Source organism: Limosilactobacillus mucosae DSM 13345, assembly GCF_001436025.1.
In the GTDB taxonomy this organism is placed as follows: Bacteria; Bacillota; Bacilli; order Lactobacillales; family Lactobacillaceae; genus Limosilactobacillus; species Limosilactobacillus mucosae.
Window position 1 is genome coordinate 37,816 of the sequence record NZ_AZEQ01000005.1, and the last position, 16,257, is coordinate 54,072.

The window sequence follows — 16,257 nt, forward strand, 5'->3', positions numbered from 1 at the left end:
CTATCAATCAACGGCTTGCTGGATGAATGTTTCATCAAAGCGTATTCTAGCTTTTGGCCTTCGATCGTTTCAATGCCTTTAGCAAGCTCAGTGAACCCAAAACGCCTATTAGAGCATAACCGCACCCTAGCCAGCCAATCTGTGCCAATTTGATGTACCGAATACCAATCGAGGCCGTCAATGAGCCAATCGTCACCCCAATATTCGTACAGATTGGATTCAATGATGATGCCAGATTCAGTGCCATGGGAAAATCCCGTTCAGCCGTATTCAAAAACATTACCTGCAGCATCGATCCTGGCATTCCCAACACAAAACAAAGCAGGCCAAGATTAAGTAAACCGCTCCAAGAATTCTTTACAGTCAATGTAAGCATCAGCAGCAAAACCAAAACCATGCCGCTGACCCAACCAATCTTTTGCGTGCCATAACGCTCAATCAGCTGGCCTGCCGTCAGATTTCCTAAAATAAACATGATGCCAATCAATCCCAGCAACAGACTCAACTGATTAACGGAGAAGCTCAGCTGCTTAACGATTAAAGGACGGATGTACGTATAAAACGCGTATTCGGCAGCCATTAATGCAATCATGACTTCGATTCCCCAAACAATTCGCGCATCCTTAAACATACTGAGCTGGCCATTTAAATTTCCAGCCATCTGTTCCGAATAGCGCGGCAATATCTTAGCCAGCAAAAACCAAACCAGCATCGACAAAATCGAGATAACACCAAAACTTACTCGCCACGAAAAGGCCGCACTGATCATGGTTCCAATCGGCACGCCAATAATCGTGGCAATGCTAAACCCAGCAAAGACGGCCGCCACGGTCATTCCCCGCTTCTCCATTGGCGTAAGCAGACTCACGAACGCCAAAACTAATGAAATAATTGTCCCAGCAACCGCAGCCGTAATCACACGCGAGACAAACAGCCAAAACAAGTTGGGCGCCATTGCCGTTAACGTATTGCCAATACAGAAAATTCCCATCAGCCACATTAAGACATGGTACCGTGGCCAACGATTGGTCCAAGCCGTCAAAACCGGTGTTGTCCCCGCATAAACGATCCCAAACAGTGTAACCAACAGGCCCAGCAAAGATAATGAGCCATTAAAACTTTGAGCCAGATCAGAAATAATTCCAACAATCATAAATTCATTACAGCCTAATAAAAAAGCTGTTAACACAAAGATGCTCGTCTGTAACTTTAGTTTATTCATCAATAATTTCCCCTCTAAATCAAAAATGACCTGCCGACTATGGAAAACATAGTCAGCAAGCCATTATTTTTTATTTATCTGAAATTTGCTTTCAGGTGACTTATTTATTAAATTACTTAAATTATTTTAGAAACTTCAGCAGCCGGTGTCAAGCACGGGATGACGATTGCAGTTCATCCTTGATCGTCTGCCACATCATTGCGTGCTGATGATTGAAGAACTTCGGCGCCTCATCCAGGGAAAAGTAGCGAATCCGCAGTGTTTCGGTCGGTTTAAAAGCCGTTTGCCGACTGCCGGCTGCCTTAACCAGAAAGAAGGCATTGATTGGCTGAACCCGATCGCCGTTTGGATAGGTGTAGAATTCCTGATCTGAAATCTTCAGCAGTTTAACTGGCTCAATCTCAATTCCGGCATCTTCTTTAAACTCGCGCTTGACTGTATCTTGAAATGACTCGCCATATTCCATATAGCCGCCGGGAAATCCCCAATCACCAGTATCAGCCCGTTCCTGCAGCAATACCTGTTGCTTTTCGTTAACTAAAGCTCCCGAGGCACTGGTCATGATCAATGGCTGATGGCCGACTTTGGCGCGCAAGTCTTTAATATAGGCCATCTTGATCCTTCCTCTCATCTTTTTGGTCAATTTTAACACGGATTGCTGATCGTCAGTAATTGTCTTACCAGCGACCGACCAATTACGAAAACTTTTTGCTTTGATCAGGCAGTAATGAGACGCACCTATCTGATTTAACAAAAGGATCCATTGCCCTTTCAGACAATGAATCCTTAGTTTTTCAAAAGCTAGGCGTGCCAGTGCTCCTGTTTGAACTGCTCCCGTCCGCCAGCCTCCTCTTTGGCATAGCGTTCCGGATCTTTCTTGTAGAAATCCTGGTGATAGTCTTCTGCCAGATAAAATGGCTGGGCGTCTTCAATCTTGGTTACGATCGGATCATCGAAAATTCCGCTGTCGGCCAGTTTTTGCCGTGACGCCAATGCGATCTGCCGCTGCTGCTCATCCTTAACAAAAATCACGGGGCGGTAGTTGTCGCCACGATCTTGAAACTGGCCCATGGCATCGGTTGGATCAGTCTGGTGCCAGTAGATCTCAACCAGCTGTTCATAAGAAACCTTGGCGGGATCAAACGTAATGCGGACTGCCTCCGTATGACCGGTCGTCCCCGTTTTGACCTGTTCATAGGTTGGGTTCTCAACGTGCCCGCCCGTATAGCCAGATTCAACCTTTTCAATGCCCGGATAGGTATCGAATGGCTCAACCATGCACCAGAAGCATCCTCCTGCAAAAATTGCCGTTTCAAAACTCATCTTAACTGCCCCTTTCGTTTAATCGTCACTAACTATTACTTCGTGCCATAGATATCCCAAGCAGCTTTTTGGGCACCCTTGTAAGTCTTTTGGATTGCCTTTTTGGTTTCTTCAGTCTGGTAAGCCTTTACGACCTTCTTGTAGACTGGATTATCCTTGTCCTTTTCCTGTACGGCAATGATGTTTACGTATGGCTTAGCCTTTTTGTTGATTGGTTCCATGTAAAGCGAATCCTTGCCTGGCTTAAGCTTAGCAGCCACCGCGTAGTTACCGTTGATTACAGATGCATCGACAGAACTTAAGGCCCGGGCTGCCGTGGCTGGATCAACTTCTTTAAACTTCAGATTCTTAGGGTTGCTGGTAATGTCGTTTAATGATGGCTTGATGCCGCTGCTCTTCTTTACCATGATCAGCCCTGCCGACTGCAGCATGTTCAGTCCGCGGCCCAAAGTCGTTGGTTCATTTGGAATCGCAATCGTGGCCCCGTCCGGCAGATCTTTAAGTGAGCTGTATTTCTTGGAGTACAGTCCCAATGGCGAGATCACCGTATTACCAATGCTTACCAGATGCGCGTTTTGTGACTTGTTGTAAGATTCAAAGTAGTACTTGGTCAAGCAGGAGTGCATGTCAATCTTGCCATCCTTCAAGGCCTTGTCTGGCTGAACGTAATCATCAAAGACCACATATTCAATATTGATCCCCTGCTTTTTGAGCCGCGCCTTGACGTTATTCCAAACCGGCTGCGAGTCAGTTCCGACCAACCCTAATCGCACCGTGGTCGTCTTTGGCTTGGCCGTCCGTTTATAGATTAGGCCAATCGCTCCTGCTGCAACGATTAATAAGGCAACGATGGCAATAATCCAGTTTCGACGTCGCTTTCTTCTCATAAGATCCTCCTCAGTGCTGTTGAAAATTAAAAACGCCCCTAAAAAACGGCTCTTCAGCCATTTTTCAGGGACGTCTGACAGTTCATGATCAGCGTGTTACCACCCATCTTCAAGAACGCATTGCAGCATTCTCCTCAGCGAGTTCTCGATTATTCGAAAACCCCAACTTTGATAACGGCGTCGCCCCGTGCTGCGCTCACCAAAGGCTCACGCAGCAAACCACTCCAAGACCATCTTCACCAACTTTGACCGATCGCTTTCCACCATTAACGACTCTCTAAGCGGTCTTCATTGGATACTCATCTTTTCTCAGCACTTTTTAATTTATTTTTCATAAAGTATCTTAACTGAATCGACGACGACTGTCAACAAGAATCTCAAAAAATTTTAATCTGCTCAGCAAAAACCTTCATCAGCACTCGGAAAGCGGCAGTACCAAGCAGTCAAATTTATCAGCGATTGCCGATTCAGCTTGGCATCACTAACTTTAGGCCAGTTGACATCCTTAGTTTCCAAAAATCTCCCCGAGATTATTTTCACGCTGCCATTAAAAGCTATCAGTCAACCCAGATCTGTCCCTCTCCTCGGCTCCCCAGTTCTGCTTTGACTGCAACTAAAAAACACCGCCGCAAAACTGTAGCGATGCTTTTTCTTAATCAGTTATCTTTATCGGCCATTATTGAAATCACGTTCAACTCGGTAAATCTGGTAGTAAATGGTGCCATCCGCAGCCCGGCAACCCGTTTTTCAATGGCCTGCTGCAAACTGGCCGGAACATGCATAAACTGCAGATCCCGTACTTGCGCGTACTGATTCTCCCGGTTGACCAACAGCAACGTCGCGCTATCTGCGGTATAGCGAATCAGTCCCAAGACTTCATTACCGGCAATCATAATCCCTGTCTGCCCTTCTTTTAGCGATTCGCATTCTTGGCGAATATCTGCCCAGTAGTGCACCGCTTTTTGCAATTCAGCGTTTTCATGCCCCCAAGGAAAATAGCGCCGATTATCGGGATCCTTGCCACCTTCCACACCGGCCTCATCACCATAATAGACACATGGAATTCCCGGCAGGTTAAATAGTAGAGCAAACGCTATCTTTACCATTGGCACGCTTTGATTCAAAACGGTCAGAATGCGTTCGGTATCATGAGTCCCAAGGTTATTTAGGCAATCAAGCAGGAAATTGCGTGGATAATTTTCCACCAGCGTCAATAAGTCTTCACCAGCTTTAATCAAATCGCAATGACCGTTCAGCAAACTGATTACCCATTGGCGCAGCGGATAGTTCATTGTACCATACAGATTGTCGCCGCTGACATAGGGACGCCGATGACCATAGCTGACCTTGCTGGAGGCATCCTCCCAGACTTCGCCAATCAGAATGCGATCATCATAACGGTCCAGGTTATGCCGAATTTCTCGCAGAAAGTCATCTGGCAACTCATCAGCAACGTCTAGCCGCCAGCCATCAACCCCCAGATCATTCCATTTAGTCAAGACACTGCCCCGTTCACCATAAATGAACTGCTGGTAGCTAGGATTATCCTTATTGACCGTCGGCAGATCATCAACTCCCCACCAACAGTCATATTGATCCGGATAATGCTTGAAATTGAACCATTCATAATAAGAACTGTTTTTATCATTAGCGGCTCCGGTCTGCTCGCCGTAGAGATGACCGGCATTGAAATAGCGGCTGTTTTTGCCCACATGATTGAAGACGCCATCCAAGATCAGATGCATATCGTTTTCATGCAGCATCGTGACCAGCATTTTAAAGTCTTCTTCAGTGCCCAGCATCGGGTCAATTTTCAAGTAGTCATTGGTATCATAGCGATGATTGCTTGAGGCCTCAAATATCGGGTTCAAATAAAGCGCGGTTACGCCTAACCGTTTAAGATAGGGAAGTTTAGCAATGATGCCACGCAGATTGCCGCCATAAAAATCCCAGCGCGCAATTTTGTGGTTCTCATCATAGATATACATCGGCCGATCGTCAGTAGTAGCGTACAAAAACGTATTTGGCTTCTTCCCGTCAATTTCACCATGCGGATTGCCGTTTGCAAACCGATCCGGAAAAATCTGGTAAAAAACCGCATTGCGATACCATTCCGGTCGCGGTACCTGCCGATCGTAACAGGTCAGCTGAAACGGCTCAACTTTACTGATATCAGTGGTTTCTTTACCCAAGCCGCCATGCAGATGTCCCAAGTAGAGCGCGGCATCATTTTCGCGGCGCACTCGGAAATAATAGTGGTATAAGCCGGAAGTCGTAATCTTGATCTCACCAGTATATTTGTCTGACTCATCTTCATCTTGAGTCAGCGGGTAAAAAACCGTGTTCTCATCCAGCTTGGTAACGCCAACCGCGACCTGCGTAACATTTTGGCAGTCAACCCTAACGCTGAACTGAACATTATTACCGGCCTGCAGTGCCCCAAAAGGCTGCTTGAACTCCAGCTGCCAGGCATTGTAATGGATCTGCCCCAAAGCAGTCCCCCCTTACTTGTTTGGCATGATTACTTGTTTGGCGTCAGTTTCCAAACATCATCAACGTAGCGGTCAATCGTCAAATCAGATGAGAAGTGGCCAGCATTGGCAGTGTTGATCAGACTCATCTGGGCCCAGTGCTTAGGGTTACGGTAGGCTTGATCAACCTTGTCTTGAGCTTCAAGGTAGGATTCAAAGTCGCGCAGCACAAAGAACTGATCGCCATTATACTGAACCAGCGATTCAAAAATCTCGCGGCCTTCCATGCTGATGTTTGGAATCGTGCCATCAACAAATGCATCCACGACACGATGAATAACCGGATCGTTCTCATAGTACTCGCTGGCATGATATGAATTGTCGGCATAGTAGCGGTAGACTTCCTGTGATGAGAGCCCAAACGTAAAGATATTGTCATCACCAACATAATCATGAATCTCAATGTTGGCGCCATCCATCGTAGCTACGGTCAAAGCACCATTGGCCATCAGCTTCATGTTGCTGGTTCCGGATGCTTCCTTTGAGGCCAGTGAGATCTGTTCAGAAACATCGGCAGCTGGAATAATCCGATCAGCCAATGAAACGTTATAGTTTTCCAAGAAGACGACCTTGAGCTTATCGTGAATATCGGGATCGTTGTTGACCAGGTTAGCAACTTCATTGATGCACTTGATCACGGCTTTAGCATATTGATAGCTTGGTGCTGCCTTGGCGCCAAAGATGAAGACGCGTGGGTAGATGTCGGCATTTGGATTGGCTTTTAGATCCTGATAGAGCTTGACGATGCGCAGCAGATTCAGCAGTTGACGCTTGTAGGCATGCAGCCGCTTGATCTGAACGTCAAAGATGGCTTTTGATGAAACCTCGATTCCAGTCTGCTGCTTGATAAACTTGGCCAGATCACGCTTATTAGCCTGCTTGGCGGCAATCAGCTGATCCAAGACCTTGTTGTTGCTCCGGTACTTCAACAGTTTTTCCAACTCAAGCGGATTCTCGCGCCAGTCAGTACCGATTTCCTGATCCAAAATAGCAGCCAGCCGCGGATTGTCAATAGCCATCCAGCGCCGCAGCGTTACCCCATTGGTCTTGTTGTTAAAGCGTTCGGGGTAAAGCCGATAGAAGTCGTGCAGTACCTCTTTTTTCAGCAGCTCGGTATGCAGCTTGGCCACCCCGTTGATACTGTGTGAACCAATAATTGCCAAGTGTGCCATGTGAACCTGGTTGTTGAAAATAATACGCGTACGGTTGATGAAGTTTTGGTCGTATTTGCCTTCCAAAGACAGGACAAAGCGTCGATCGATTTCTTGAATAATCTGCAGCACCCGTGGCACTTCTTGCTGCATCATATTGATATCCCAGCGTTCCATCGCCTCAGCCATGATCGTGTGGTTGGTGTAGCTCATTACGTTGACCGTTACCTTCCAGGCGTCTTCCCAGCTCAGACCATGCTCATCCATCAACAACCGCATCAATTCGGCGATAGCCATTGATGGGTGCGTATCGTTGATGTGCACGGCAACGTATTGATCCAGCTTGGTCAATGGCTGATCGTACTTTTTCAGATAGTGGTTGATGATGCTTTGCAGACCGGCTGAAACAAAGAAGTATTCTTGGCGAATTCGCATCCGGCGACCATCTTCAGTTGAATCGTCCGGATAGAGCACGCTGGTTAAATCTTCAACACGACGCAGATCATCAATCGTGCGGTACTTGCTTTCCTCATCTTCGGGAATTTCGGCATCCCAAAGCCGCAACGTGTTGACAACGCCATTTTCATAGCCAACCATTCCAGTATCATATGGCACGGCTTTAATCAGCTGCGAACCTTCATATACCGGTACCAATTGACCATTTTGCGGCTTCAAGAAAACCTGCCCACCGAAGCGTACCATTACGGAATGAGTCTCCCGGCGTTCTTCCCAAACGTTGCCTTCATTGAGCCAGTTGTTTGGCAATTCAACCTGGTAGCCGTCGATGAACTTTTGCTTAAACAGGCCGTATTTGTAGCGAATCCCATTACCATTGCCGGCAAAACCATCACTGGCCAAAGCGTCCATAAACGATGAAGCCAGTCGTCCCAGCCCACCATTACCAAGCGCCATGTCGTTTTCTTGTTCGACGATCTTTTCAAAATCAACGCCCAGATCTTTCATGCCGTCTTTAACGATGTCCAGCCAGCCCAGGTTGAACAGATTGCTTTGCAGCATGCGGCCTGGCAGAAATTCAATTGAAAAGTAGTACAGCTGCTTTTTGTGCTGCTGATCATAGCTGCGCCAGGTATGATGCCAGTTTTGGTTATAGGCTGACTTCACCATGCCTGCCAAGACCTTATACATGTCAAAATATGAGGCCTCGTCAATATCCAGCGCCAGATCATCTTTTAAATGCCGCTTAAAATCCTGCTTAAACTGTGATTTTGTTAAACTCAAATTTCTATCCCCTCTCAGTTTTTCGCAATCAAAAACTAAAACAGTGACTTATACATATCCAAATAGGCCTGGCTCTGCTTGTCCCAGCTAAAGTCCTTAGCCATCGCGTTTTGCATCAGATGACGCCAGATTTTCGGCTGTTGATAGGTTGCCATGGCTTCTTTAATGGCCTCCATCATGTAAAAGCCGCTAAACTGCTCAAAGCCAAAGCCCGTACCAGTATTGGTGATCGGATTATATGGCTCGACGCTGTCTTTTAGTCCCCCGATTTGGTGAACGATTGGCAGCGTGCCATAGCGCATTGAAATCATCTGCGAAAGTCCGCATGGCTCAAAACCAGATGGCATCAAGAACATGTCAGCTCCGGCATAGATGCGCTGGGCCAGACCAACATCAAACTCAATCTTGGCGCCAAACTTATCATGATGAACGCCGTTGAACCAACGGAAGTCGTGTTCAAAATTGGCATAGCCCGTTCCCAGCAGCACGACTTGCACATCAAATTTCATCAGATTTTCCATTTCATTGACGACCAGCTGGAAGCCCTTTTGATAGGTCAGGCGGCTGACGATCCCGATCAACGGAACGTCTGGACGCTGCGGCAGGCCAAACTCTTTTTGCAGGTCCGCCTTATCCTTGGCCTTGCCTTTTAGATCCTTAATTGAGTAATTGGCAGCCAGATTATGGTCGGTTGCCGGGTTATTGACGTCATAGTCGATCCCGTTTAGAATGCCGCACAGCTTAAAGTTTTCCATGCGCAGCACCTCATCCAGATGGCAGCCGAATTCAGGCGTCTGAATCTCGGCCGCATAGCTTGGACTGACCGTGTTGACCCGATCAGCATACAGGATCCCGGCCTTCATAAAGTTAACGGCCGTACCATAGCGAACCGTGCCATCGTCATAGCGTTCCGGCGACATGCCAAACAGTTCGGTCATGACTTCGCGGCCATATTCACCCTGGAATTCCAGATTATGAATCGTCAAAACCGTCTTGATGTGATGATATGGTCCAACCCAGCCATATTTTTCCTTAAGCAGAAATGGCATAAACGCGGTATGGTAGTCGTTGCAGTTCAAAACGTCCGGCACCCAGTTGTAGCGGCCCATCAATTCACAGGCTGCCTGTTGGAACCAGGCAAACCGCTCACCATCGTCATAGTAGCCGTAAAGCTTAGGCCGATCAAAATAGTAGCGGTTGTCCAAAAACATGTAGCGCACGCCGTCTTGATAAAGCGTCTCAACGCCACAGTACTCGGTTCGCCAACCGACTTTGACCTCAAATGAGCCCCAGCTTTCCATTTTTTCTTGAAACTTGCCTGGCATCCAGCGCCACAGCGGCAAAACCACCCGCACCTCATGACCTTTTTTAGCAAGGGCTTTAGGCAGCGCACCGACCACGTCACCCAGACCACCGCTCTTAAAGAACGGGGCACATTCCGCGGCCGCAAACATAATTTTCATGATTAATTCGCCTCTTCTTCCGTACTGCTCAAATTAGCCTCAACCCGAGTATCTTTGGGCACTACCAAAATGTTGTCAGGAGTCCCGACGATTTTGACGCCCGGTTTGACGACCACGTTTTTATCAAGAATTGCCCAGTGAACCTCAGCATCATGACCAATTCTTGCATTTGGCATCACGATCGAGTTGGTTACGACAGCCTTTGGATCAACGACTGAGCGCCGTGAGATCAAGCTGTCGGTAACCGTACCGTAAATATCGCAGCCGGTTGCCAGATGACTGTTCTTAACCTTGGCGTGCCTGTCATAGTAGGTAGCAACCTCATTGCGCGTCCGGGTGATGATGCGCTGATTGGTATAGAGCAGCTCGTTCATTTTGTTGGAATCAAGCATGTCTTTGTTGGCTTGGTAATAGCTTGGCAGGTCATAGATGTTCTGCAGATAGCCAACGTATTCATAGCCGCCTGCCAATCCCGGCTTAGGCAGCTGCGCTTTTAAAAAGTCGTCCAGCTGAGCCGGCGCATCCAGCTGCTGTCCCTTGCGCAGGGCGTCGATCAGCCAACGCGTATCAGCAATGTAGACGTTCATCGACAGGTTGAAGATTCCTGTTTGATCAGACAGCTTGGCAAACTCATCGCAGGTAATCACGTTGCCCAGGCTGTCAAAACTCAAGATGTTGTCGTAAGCGGCAATTTCATCGGCATCGGTTCGACTGTAGATTACCGTCAGCGGTTTATCGGTCTGCTTGTGAATCTTTAAAGCTGCCCGCAGATTGAGATTGCAAAGCATCCGCGTCCCCATGATGACCGTATAGGCGGTGTGCGATTTTTCCAAAAACTCAATCGTGTTGTTGAAATATTTTTCGCCAGCGGCCTTTTTGTTTTCACTGTCCTGGAAATAGTTGACGTATTGATAGGAGCCGATCGCATCCAGTCCCCATTCACGACCGCCGCCCAGGTGATCAAAGACGGACCGCACCTTGTCTTCGTCTTCAATCAGCTGAACGTTACGAATCCCGGCATTGACGACACTGGACAGCTCAAAGTCGATCAAACGGTACTTGCAGTCAAAAAACAGCGTTCCCAGTGGTCGTTCGTTGGTTAATGGCTTTAAGGCATCATCATTAAGCTCGTCGACAATGATTGCACACATTTGATTATTCTTCATTTGAGGTTCCCCCTAACGTTTCGCCATTGCCGACTACCGCAATGTCATCATCTCCGCCATCGATCGTTACGCCATCGCCAATCACGGCATTCTCGCCAATAATTGCCCGCCGAATCGTAACGTCGCGACCGATGCTGGCACCTGGCATAATCATACTGTCGATCACCTGACTGCCTTCTTTGACCCGAACATTGGCTGACAGAATACTGTGCTGAATCTTACCAGCCACGTAGCAGCCATCAACGATCATCGACTGTGAGACTTCCGCCGTATCAGTCAGCATCTGCGGTGGCGCCAGTGGACTGCGGGAATTGATCCGCCAGCTGCGATCCTGCATGTTAAGGCCGTTGTTTGGTTCCAGAAATTCCATGTTAGCCTGCCAAAGCGACATGATCGTCCCAACATCCCGCCAGTAGCCCGAGAAGCGGTAGGCGTAGACCGGCTCGCCGCTGTCCAGATAGTATGGAATCACGTTCTTGCCAAAGTCGAGCATATTGTCGTTTTTGGTAAAGTTGTTGACCAAGACCTCACGAAGCCGGGCCCAGTTAAAGATGTAGATTCCCATTGAGGCGTGGTTGCTCTTTGGCTCAGCCGGCTTTTCCACAAACTCGGTAATCCGATCATGCTCATCTGTGTTCATGATGCCAAACCGCGAAGCATCTTCCCACGGCACGTCGATTACGGCTACCGTCAAAGAGGCACCGTTGTCAATATGCTGCTGCAGCATGTCGCTGTAGTCCATCTTATAGATGTGGTCACCGGACAAGACCAGCAGATACTTTGGATTGATACTGTCGATATAGTCGATGTTTTGATAGATGGCATGCGCCGTTCCTGCAAACCACTTGCTGCCATCTGGACTGGAGTATGGCTGCAGGATCGTCACGCCAGAGTCCAAACGATCCAATCCCCAGCTGGCCCCATTACCAATGTGCCGATCCAAAACCAGGGGCTGATACTGTGTGATTACGCCAATATTGCGAATGCCTGAATTGACACAGTTACTCATCGTAAAGTCAATAATTCGATAGCGGCCGCCAAATGGTACGGCAGGCTTGGCTTGATTCTGCGTCAGCTTGCCCAGCCGAGTTCCCTTACCGCCGGCCAATACAATCCCTAACATTTCATCATTCATAATCATGGATGGTGGGCTCCATCCAACACCCCTTTCTATTTGCTCCCCGCTTGCTGCTGTTGTTTGTTGGTTGGCTTAACTTGCTTTCTTGGTCGAGGCTTGCGACGCGCGATCTTAACATCCTTGCCAGGTTTCAGAATCAAGGCCCCCAATGCCGGTACCGTGGTTTCAATCGTATACTCATATTCCTTAAATGAATCCGACTTGGTATGACAGGCAGGATTATTTCGAGTCCAGGTGCCGCCAAACTCCTTCATTTCAGTATTGAGAATCTCATGATAGGTACCCGCGTAAGGAACGCCGATCTTAAAGCCGCGTCGTTCAACCGGCGTGTAGTTCAGAATCACGATCAAAAAATCACGCTTGCGCTTACCATGCCGAATATAGCTCAAGACCGTCTGATCCTTATTATCGGCATCAATGATCTCTAATCCGCTGTCTTTAGTATCCAGTTCCCAAAGCGATGGGTTGTCATGATACAGGCCGTTTAAAACCGCGGTAAAGTGCTGCATCGACTGGTTCAATGGGTCTTTTAGGTCAACCCATTCCAGTGGCGCATCATATTTCCATTCGAGATACTGGCCAAACTCGCCGCCCATAAATAGCAGCTTCTTGCCTGGATGCGTCATCTGCCAGACATACAGATTCCGCAGCTGGGCAAACTGCTTATAGCGATCGCCCCACATCTTGTTCATCAGACTGCGCTTGCCATGAACCACCTCATCATGCGACAGCGGCAGGATAAAGTTTTCCGCCAAGCGATACATAAACGAGAAGGTCAGTTTGTGGAAGTCAAAGCTGCGATAGATTGGATCCTCGCTGTAAAAATCCAGCGTATCGTTCATCCAACCCATGTTCCACTTATAGTCAAAGCCCAGCGCGCCATCCTCGATTCGACCGGAAACCTGCACGCCAGCCGAGCTTTCCTCCGCGATCCATAACGACTCGGGATGCTCAAGCTTGATGGCTTTGGTTGCCTTATGCAAAAAATCATAGCCTTCCAGGTTGCGCGTGTCGCCATACTTATTCGGCTTCCAGGGACCGAAATCGTAGTCAAGGTAGATGATGCTGGAAATTGCATCAGCCCGAATCCCATCAACATGATAGGCGTTCAGCCAAAACAGCGCGCTGGAGATCAAAAATGACTGTACCTGTGGTTTGCCCAGATCAAAGTTCAAGGCCCCCCAGCCGATGTTTTTAGCCCGATCGGCATCCTCATATTCAAACGTCGCCGTGCCATCGTAATAAGCCAGCGCGTCATCATTGATATTAAAATGACCGGGCACCCAATCAACGATTACGCCAATGTTGGCTTGATGACAGCTCTCGACAAATTCTTGAAACTGTTCGGGAGTGCCATAGCTGGAGCAAAGCGCATAAAAGCCAATAATTTGATAGCCCCAGGATGCCGGCAGCGGATGTTCCATCAACGGCATAAACTCAACGTGACTGTAATGCATCTTTTTTAAATAAGGAATCAGTTCGCGCGTTAGATCACTAAAATCATAAGGAGTACCGTCTTCATGAAAGCGCCATGAGCCGGCATGCACCTCATAAATATTAAGCGGACGATTAAAATGATGCTCGCGTTTTTGCCTTCCTCGCCATAAGCCGTCCTTCCATTTTCGGTTGGGAAAATCGATGATGCGGGCCGCCACGCCAGGTCGCTGTTCAAAACAGACCGCGAATGGATCAATCTTCATGATTTCGCGGCCGGTACTCTGCTTGATATTAAACTTATAAAGCTGGCCGGCCTGCGCCTGGTCGGTAAAAATGCTCCAGACGCCATATTGATCCTTTTGCATCGGCAGCGAATGCTCATCCCACTGATTGAAGTCACCGACCAGCCAAACCTGCTGAGCATGCGGTGCCCAGACCCGAAAAACGAATCCCTCACCTTCCGCACGCTTTTCGCGATGAACGCCTAAAACATCTTGGGCACGATAATTAGAGCCATCGACAAAGGCCTGCAGCGAGGCTGACAAATCTTTTTCACTCAGCATTTGATCACCCCTTTACAAAATCGAATGTAAATTTTATGCATAAAAATAGCTAATTATTAGCTAAAAGCAATTTTTATTAATTATTAGAAATTAATTAACAAAATCAGCCAACTATCTTTTCCAAAAGAAATTTCGTTTACTGCTTTTAACTATCTAAAGTATAAAACGACTCAGTACTTTCAACAACACGAACTTAGTTAAATATGTAATATATTATTAGTAATTTAATACAGATTTGGCGAATTGTTTCAAAAAAGTATTTTTTCTCAGTTTTTTTGGCAACATATGCCCCTTGAATTGTAATTTTGACAACATCGCTCAAGATTTAATCAGCATTAAATGAATATTTTTTAATTTATTTGGTTCGTTCCATTTATAAAAATGCATCGTTCCATAATTTTATTTTGGATATGATCAATTAATAGGCCTGGCAATCATTCAAACAGACAAGCAGTTACTGCGTCTTTAATTTAGAGTCTAGCCAAGCCGTAACTAGATTAATCATCATAAATCAGCAAGCATGAGATCAAACATCAAACCTTCCTGTAATTCATCCGCAGTCTTTTTAAGAAAACGTTTACATTAATTGGCAATAAAAAACCCGAGCATAAACTCGGGCACCTGTAATGCAGATCTCTGTAGGCCATGTTTTGTCGTAACACCATCACCAGGTCATGACGATGTCGAGGCAATCATCTATCTCAGAGTAAAAACTCTCCCCTGGAATCACTTCAATTCGCTATCCAAAGCTCCCCTACCGTAGTTTGGGTTTACCGCTTGAGGGGTTTACCGCGTTCCACCAGTACTGTTTCCAATCCTGCTTCGTCACTGTGGCACTTTTCAGGGATACTAGGGCATAGCTTGCGCCTTAGCCGGTTTTCCCGCCGTCACCGAATTTACTCGGTGCCCCGCCTTATTTTTTCAGCGAGCACAAACACTACAGACATCGCAGTCTGTGCGAGCATGGACCTTCCTGACATGATGCATGATCATGCCCGATCGCCCAAGACCTGCATTAGTTTTTTCAATTTTATTTGCGGACTAGAGCAAATGAGAATCGTCACGGTCGCCGCTGTTCAGCTGTGAGCCGAAAACCCGCCGTTCCAGATTCGAAAGTCGTTTCAAAATGTCCATATTGGTTGCATTTGAAACTGGCTGCGAGCTTGCCGAGCGTGGAATGGAAGAGCCAACCTCCACCTGCCGATTAAGCTCATCAACCTTAGACCGCAAGCGAGCATTCTCATCTTGCAGCCGCGTGATTTCTTTATTAAAAGTGTCATAGTCCTTGATAACATCATCGAGGAAAGAATCTACATCAGAAACGTCGTAACCTTTACCGATGCTTTTTTCTTTGAACTGTTTTTGCAAAATATCTTGCGGTGTAAACTTAATGCCATCCAACTTAAACACCTCATTGCTTATTTAATCCGTAATACATTAACTAATTCTACCAGACTCAAAAATTATTGCAAGAGTCAATTTTGAATTTTATTCCTCATCTGTTTCTCGCAGACGCTCACTGTATTCTTCAGCCGCTTCCTGCAGCTCATCAAAGTCAATCATTCTCATTGAATAATCGGCATTCTGCTCACGGTAGCGATTGATAGCTCGCCAGTCCCAGACCGTTTTGCCCTCACGCTCGGGATCATAGATTAAAAGCGCACCGTCAGTATAGTGGAGCATAAAGTTTTGATAGGCGCGCAGCTGTTCTGGCGATTCATATTTCTTCTCACTGACCCGACCGGCAAAATCAACCTGGGCCTTGATTGCTGCCAAACTGGCCTGGTTGTTTTCATTCCAGCGTGCGGCAAAATCAGCATACGGCTCCATCAAGGCAATCTTTAGCTGTGGATAGTCGGCTTTGATTGTCAACGCGCTTTCGATGCTCCAGCGCTCAACTCCCATCTGTGGTCCCGTAATCAGCCAAAACTCCTCTGACATGCTTTCTAATTGATAGCGCAGTTGCTTTTGCAGCACGTCTTTAATCACCGCAACTTTGGGATCCTTTTCATCAAAGACGCCCAGCTCATATGCTCGATAGCCCGTCGTCCACAGTCTTTTCATCTAATCATGTTCCTTTCCGAATTTGGTTTGCAATTAATTTTATTGTATGGATTTAACCGGTTTTTTTCGTACT

General features: G+C 47.1%; 12 protein-coding genes and 1 other RNA gene. All 13 read right to left on the minus strand.

Annotation, left to right across the window (positions count from 1 at the left end; all coding sequences use genetic code 11):
• Window positions 1–46: 46 nt before the first annotated feature.
• Window positions 47–1,222 (minus strand): MFS transporter, encoded by a 1,176-nt coding sequence (locus tag FC47_RS03175; RefSeq protein WP_056967852.1) that lies wholly within the window; start codon window positions 1,220–1,222, stop codon window positions 47–49.
• Window positions 1,223–1,370: 148 nt separating this feature from the next.
• Window positions 1,371–1,835, minus strand: coding sequence for an NUDIX hydrolase (locus FC47_RS03180; RefSeq protein WP_056967854.1), 465 nt, complete (start codon window positions 1,833–1,835; stop codon window positions 1,371–1,373).
• Window positions 1,836–2,023: 188 nt separating this feature from the next.
• Window positions 2,024–2,545 carry a peptide-methionine (S)-S-oxide reductase MsrA gene (gene msrA / locus FC47_RS03185; RefSeq protein WP_033935574.1) on the minus strand — a complete coding sequence of 174 codons (522 nt, stop codon included), beginning with the start codon at window positions 2,543–2,545 and terminating at the stop codon, window positions 2,024–2,026.
• Between the two features lie 35 nt (window positions 2,546–2,580).
• Window positions 2,581–3,432 (minus strand): MetQ/NlpA family ABC transporter substrate-binding protein, encoded by an 852-nt coding sequence (locus tag FC47_RS03190; protein WP_006499190.1) that lies wholly within the window; start codon window positions 3,430–3,432, stop codon window positions 2,581–2,583.
• Window positions 3,433–4,088: 656 nt separating this feature from the next.
• On the minus strand, window positions 4,089–5,924 hold the full coding sequence (locus tag FC47_RS03195) for a glycoside hydrolase family 13 protein (protein WP_056967856.1): 1,836 nt from the start codon (window positions 5,922–5,924) through the stop codon (window positions 4,089–4,091).
• Window positions 5,925–5,953: 29 nt separating this feature from the next.
• Window positions 5,954–8,353 (minus strand): glycogen/starch/alpha-glucan phosphorylase, encoded by a 2,400-nt coding sequence (locus FC47_RS03200; protein WP_056967857.1) that lies wholly within the window; start codon window positions 8,351–8,353, stop codon window positions 5,954–5,956.
• Between the two features lie 35 nt (window positions 8,354–8,388).
• Window positions 8,389–9,816, minus strand: a complete 1,428-nt coding sequence (gene glgA, locus FC47_RS03205; RefSeq protein WP_056967860.1) for a glycogen synthase GlgA — start codon at window positions 9,814–9,816, stop codon at window positions 8,389–8,391.
• Between the two features lie 2 nt (window positions 9,817–9,818).
• Entirely contained in the window at window positions 9,819–10,982 is a 1,164-nt protein-coding gene (gene glgD / locus FC47_RS03210; protein ID WP_039944943.1) for a glucose-1-phosphate adenylyltransferase subunit GlgD, read from the minus strand.
• Window positions 10,972–12,117: a glucose-1-phosphate adenylyltransferase gene (locus tag FC47_RS03215; protein ID WP_039945028.1), complete on the minus strand. Its 1,146-nt coding sequence runs from the start codon at window positions 12,115–12,117 to the stop codon at window positions 10,972–10,974. The genes glgD and FC47_RS03215 overlap by 11 nt, the downstream gene beginning before the upstream one ends.
• Before the next feature lie 35 nt (window positions 12,118–12,152).
• On the minus strand, window positions 12,153–14,120 hold the full coding sequence (glgB, locus tag FC47_RS03220; protein WP_006499197.1) for a 1,4-alpha-glucan branching protein GlgB: 1,968 nt from the start codon (window positions 14,118–14,120) through the stop codon (window positions 12,153–12,155).
• 634 nt (window positions 14,121–14,754) lie between these two features.
• Window positions 14,755–15,131: RNase P RNA component class B (rnpB, locus tag FC47_RS10385), an RNA gene on the minus strand.
• Window positions 15,132–15,161: 30 nt separating this feature from the next.
• Window positions 15,162–15,521 (minus strand): cell division regulator GpsB, encoded by a 360-nt coding sequence (gene gpsB / locus FC47_RS03225; protein ID WP_174435167.1) that lies wholly within the window; start codon window positions 15,519–15,521, stop codon window positions 15,162–15,164.
• Between the two features lie 87 nt (window positions 15,522–15,608).
• Window positions 15,609–16,184, minus strand: a complete 576-nt coding sequence (locus FC47_RS03230) for an SLOG family protein (RefSeq protein WP_006499201.1) — start codon at window positions 16,182–16,184, stop codon at window positions 15,609–15,611.
• Window positions 16,185–16,257 lie beyond the last annotated feature (73 nt).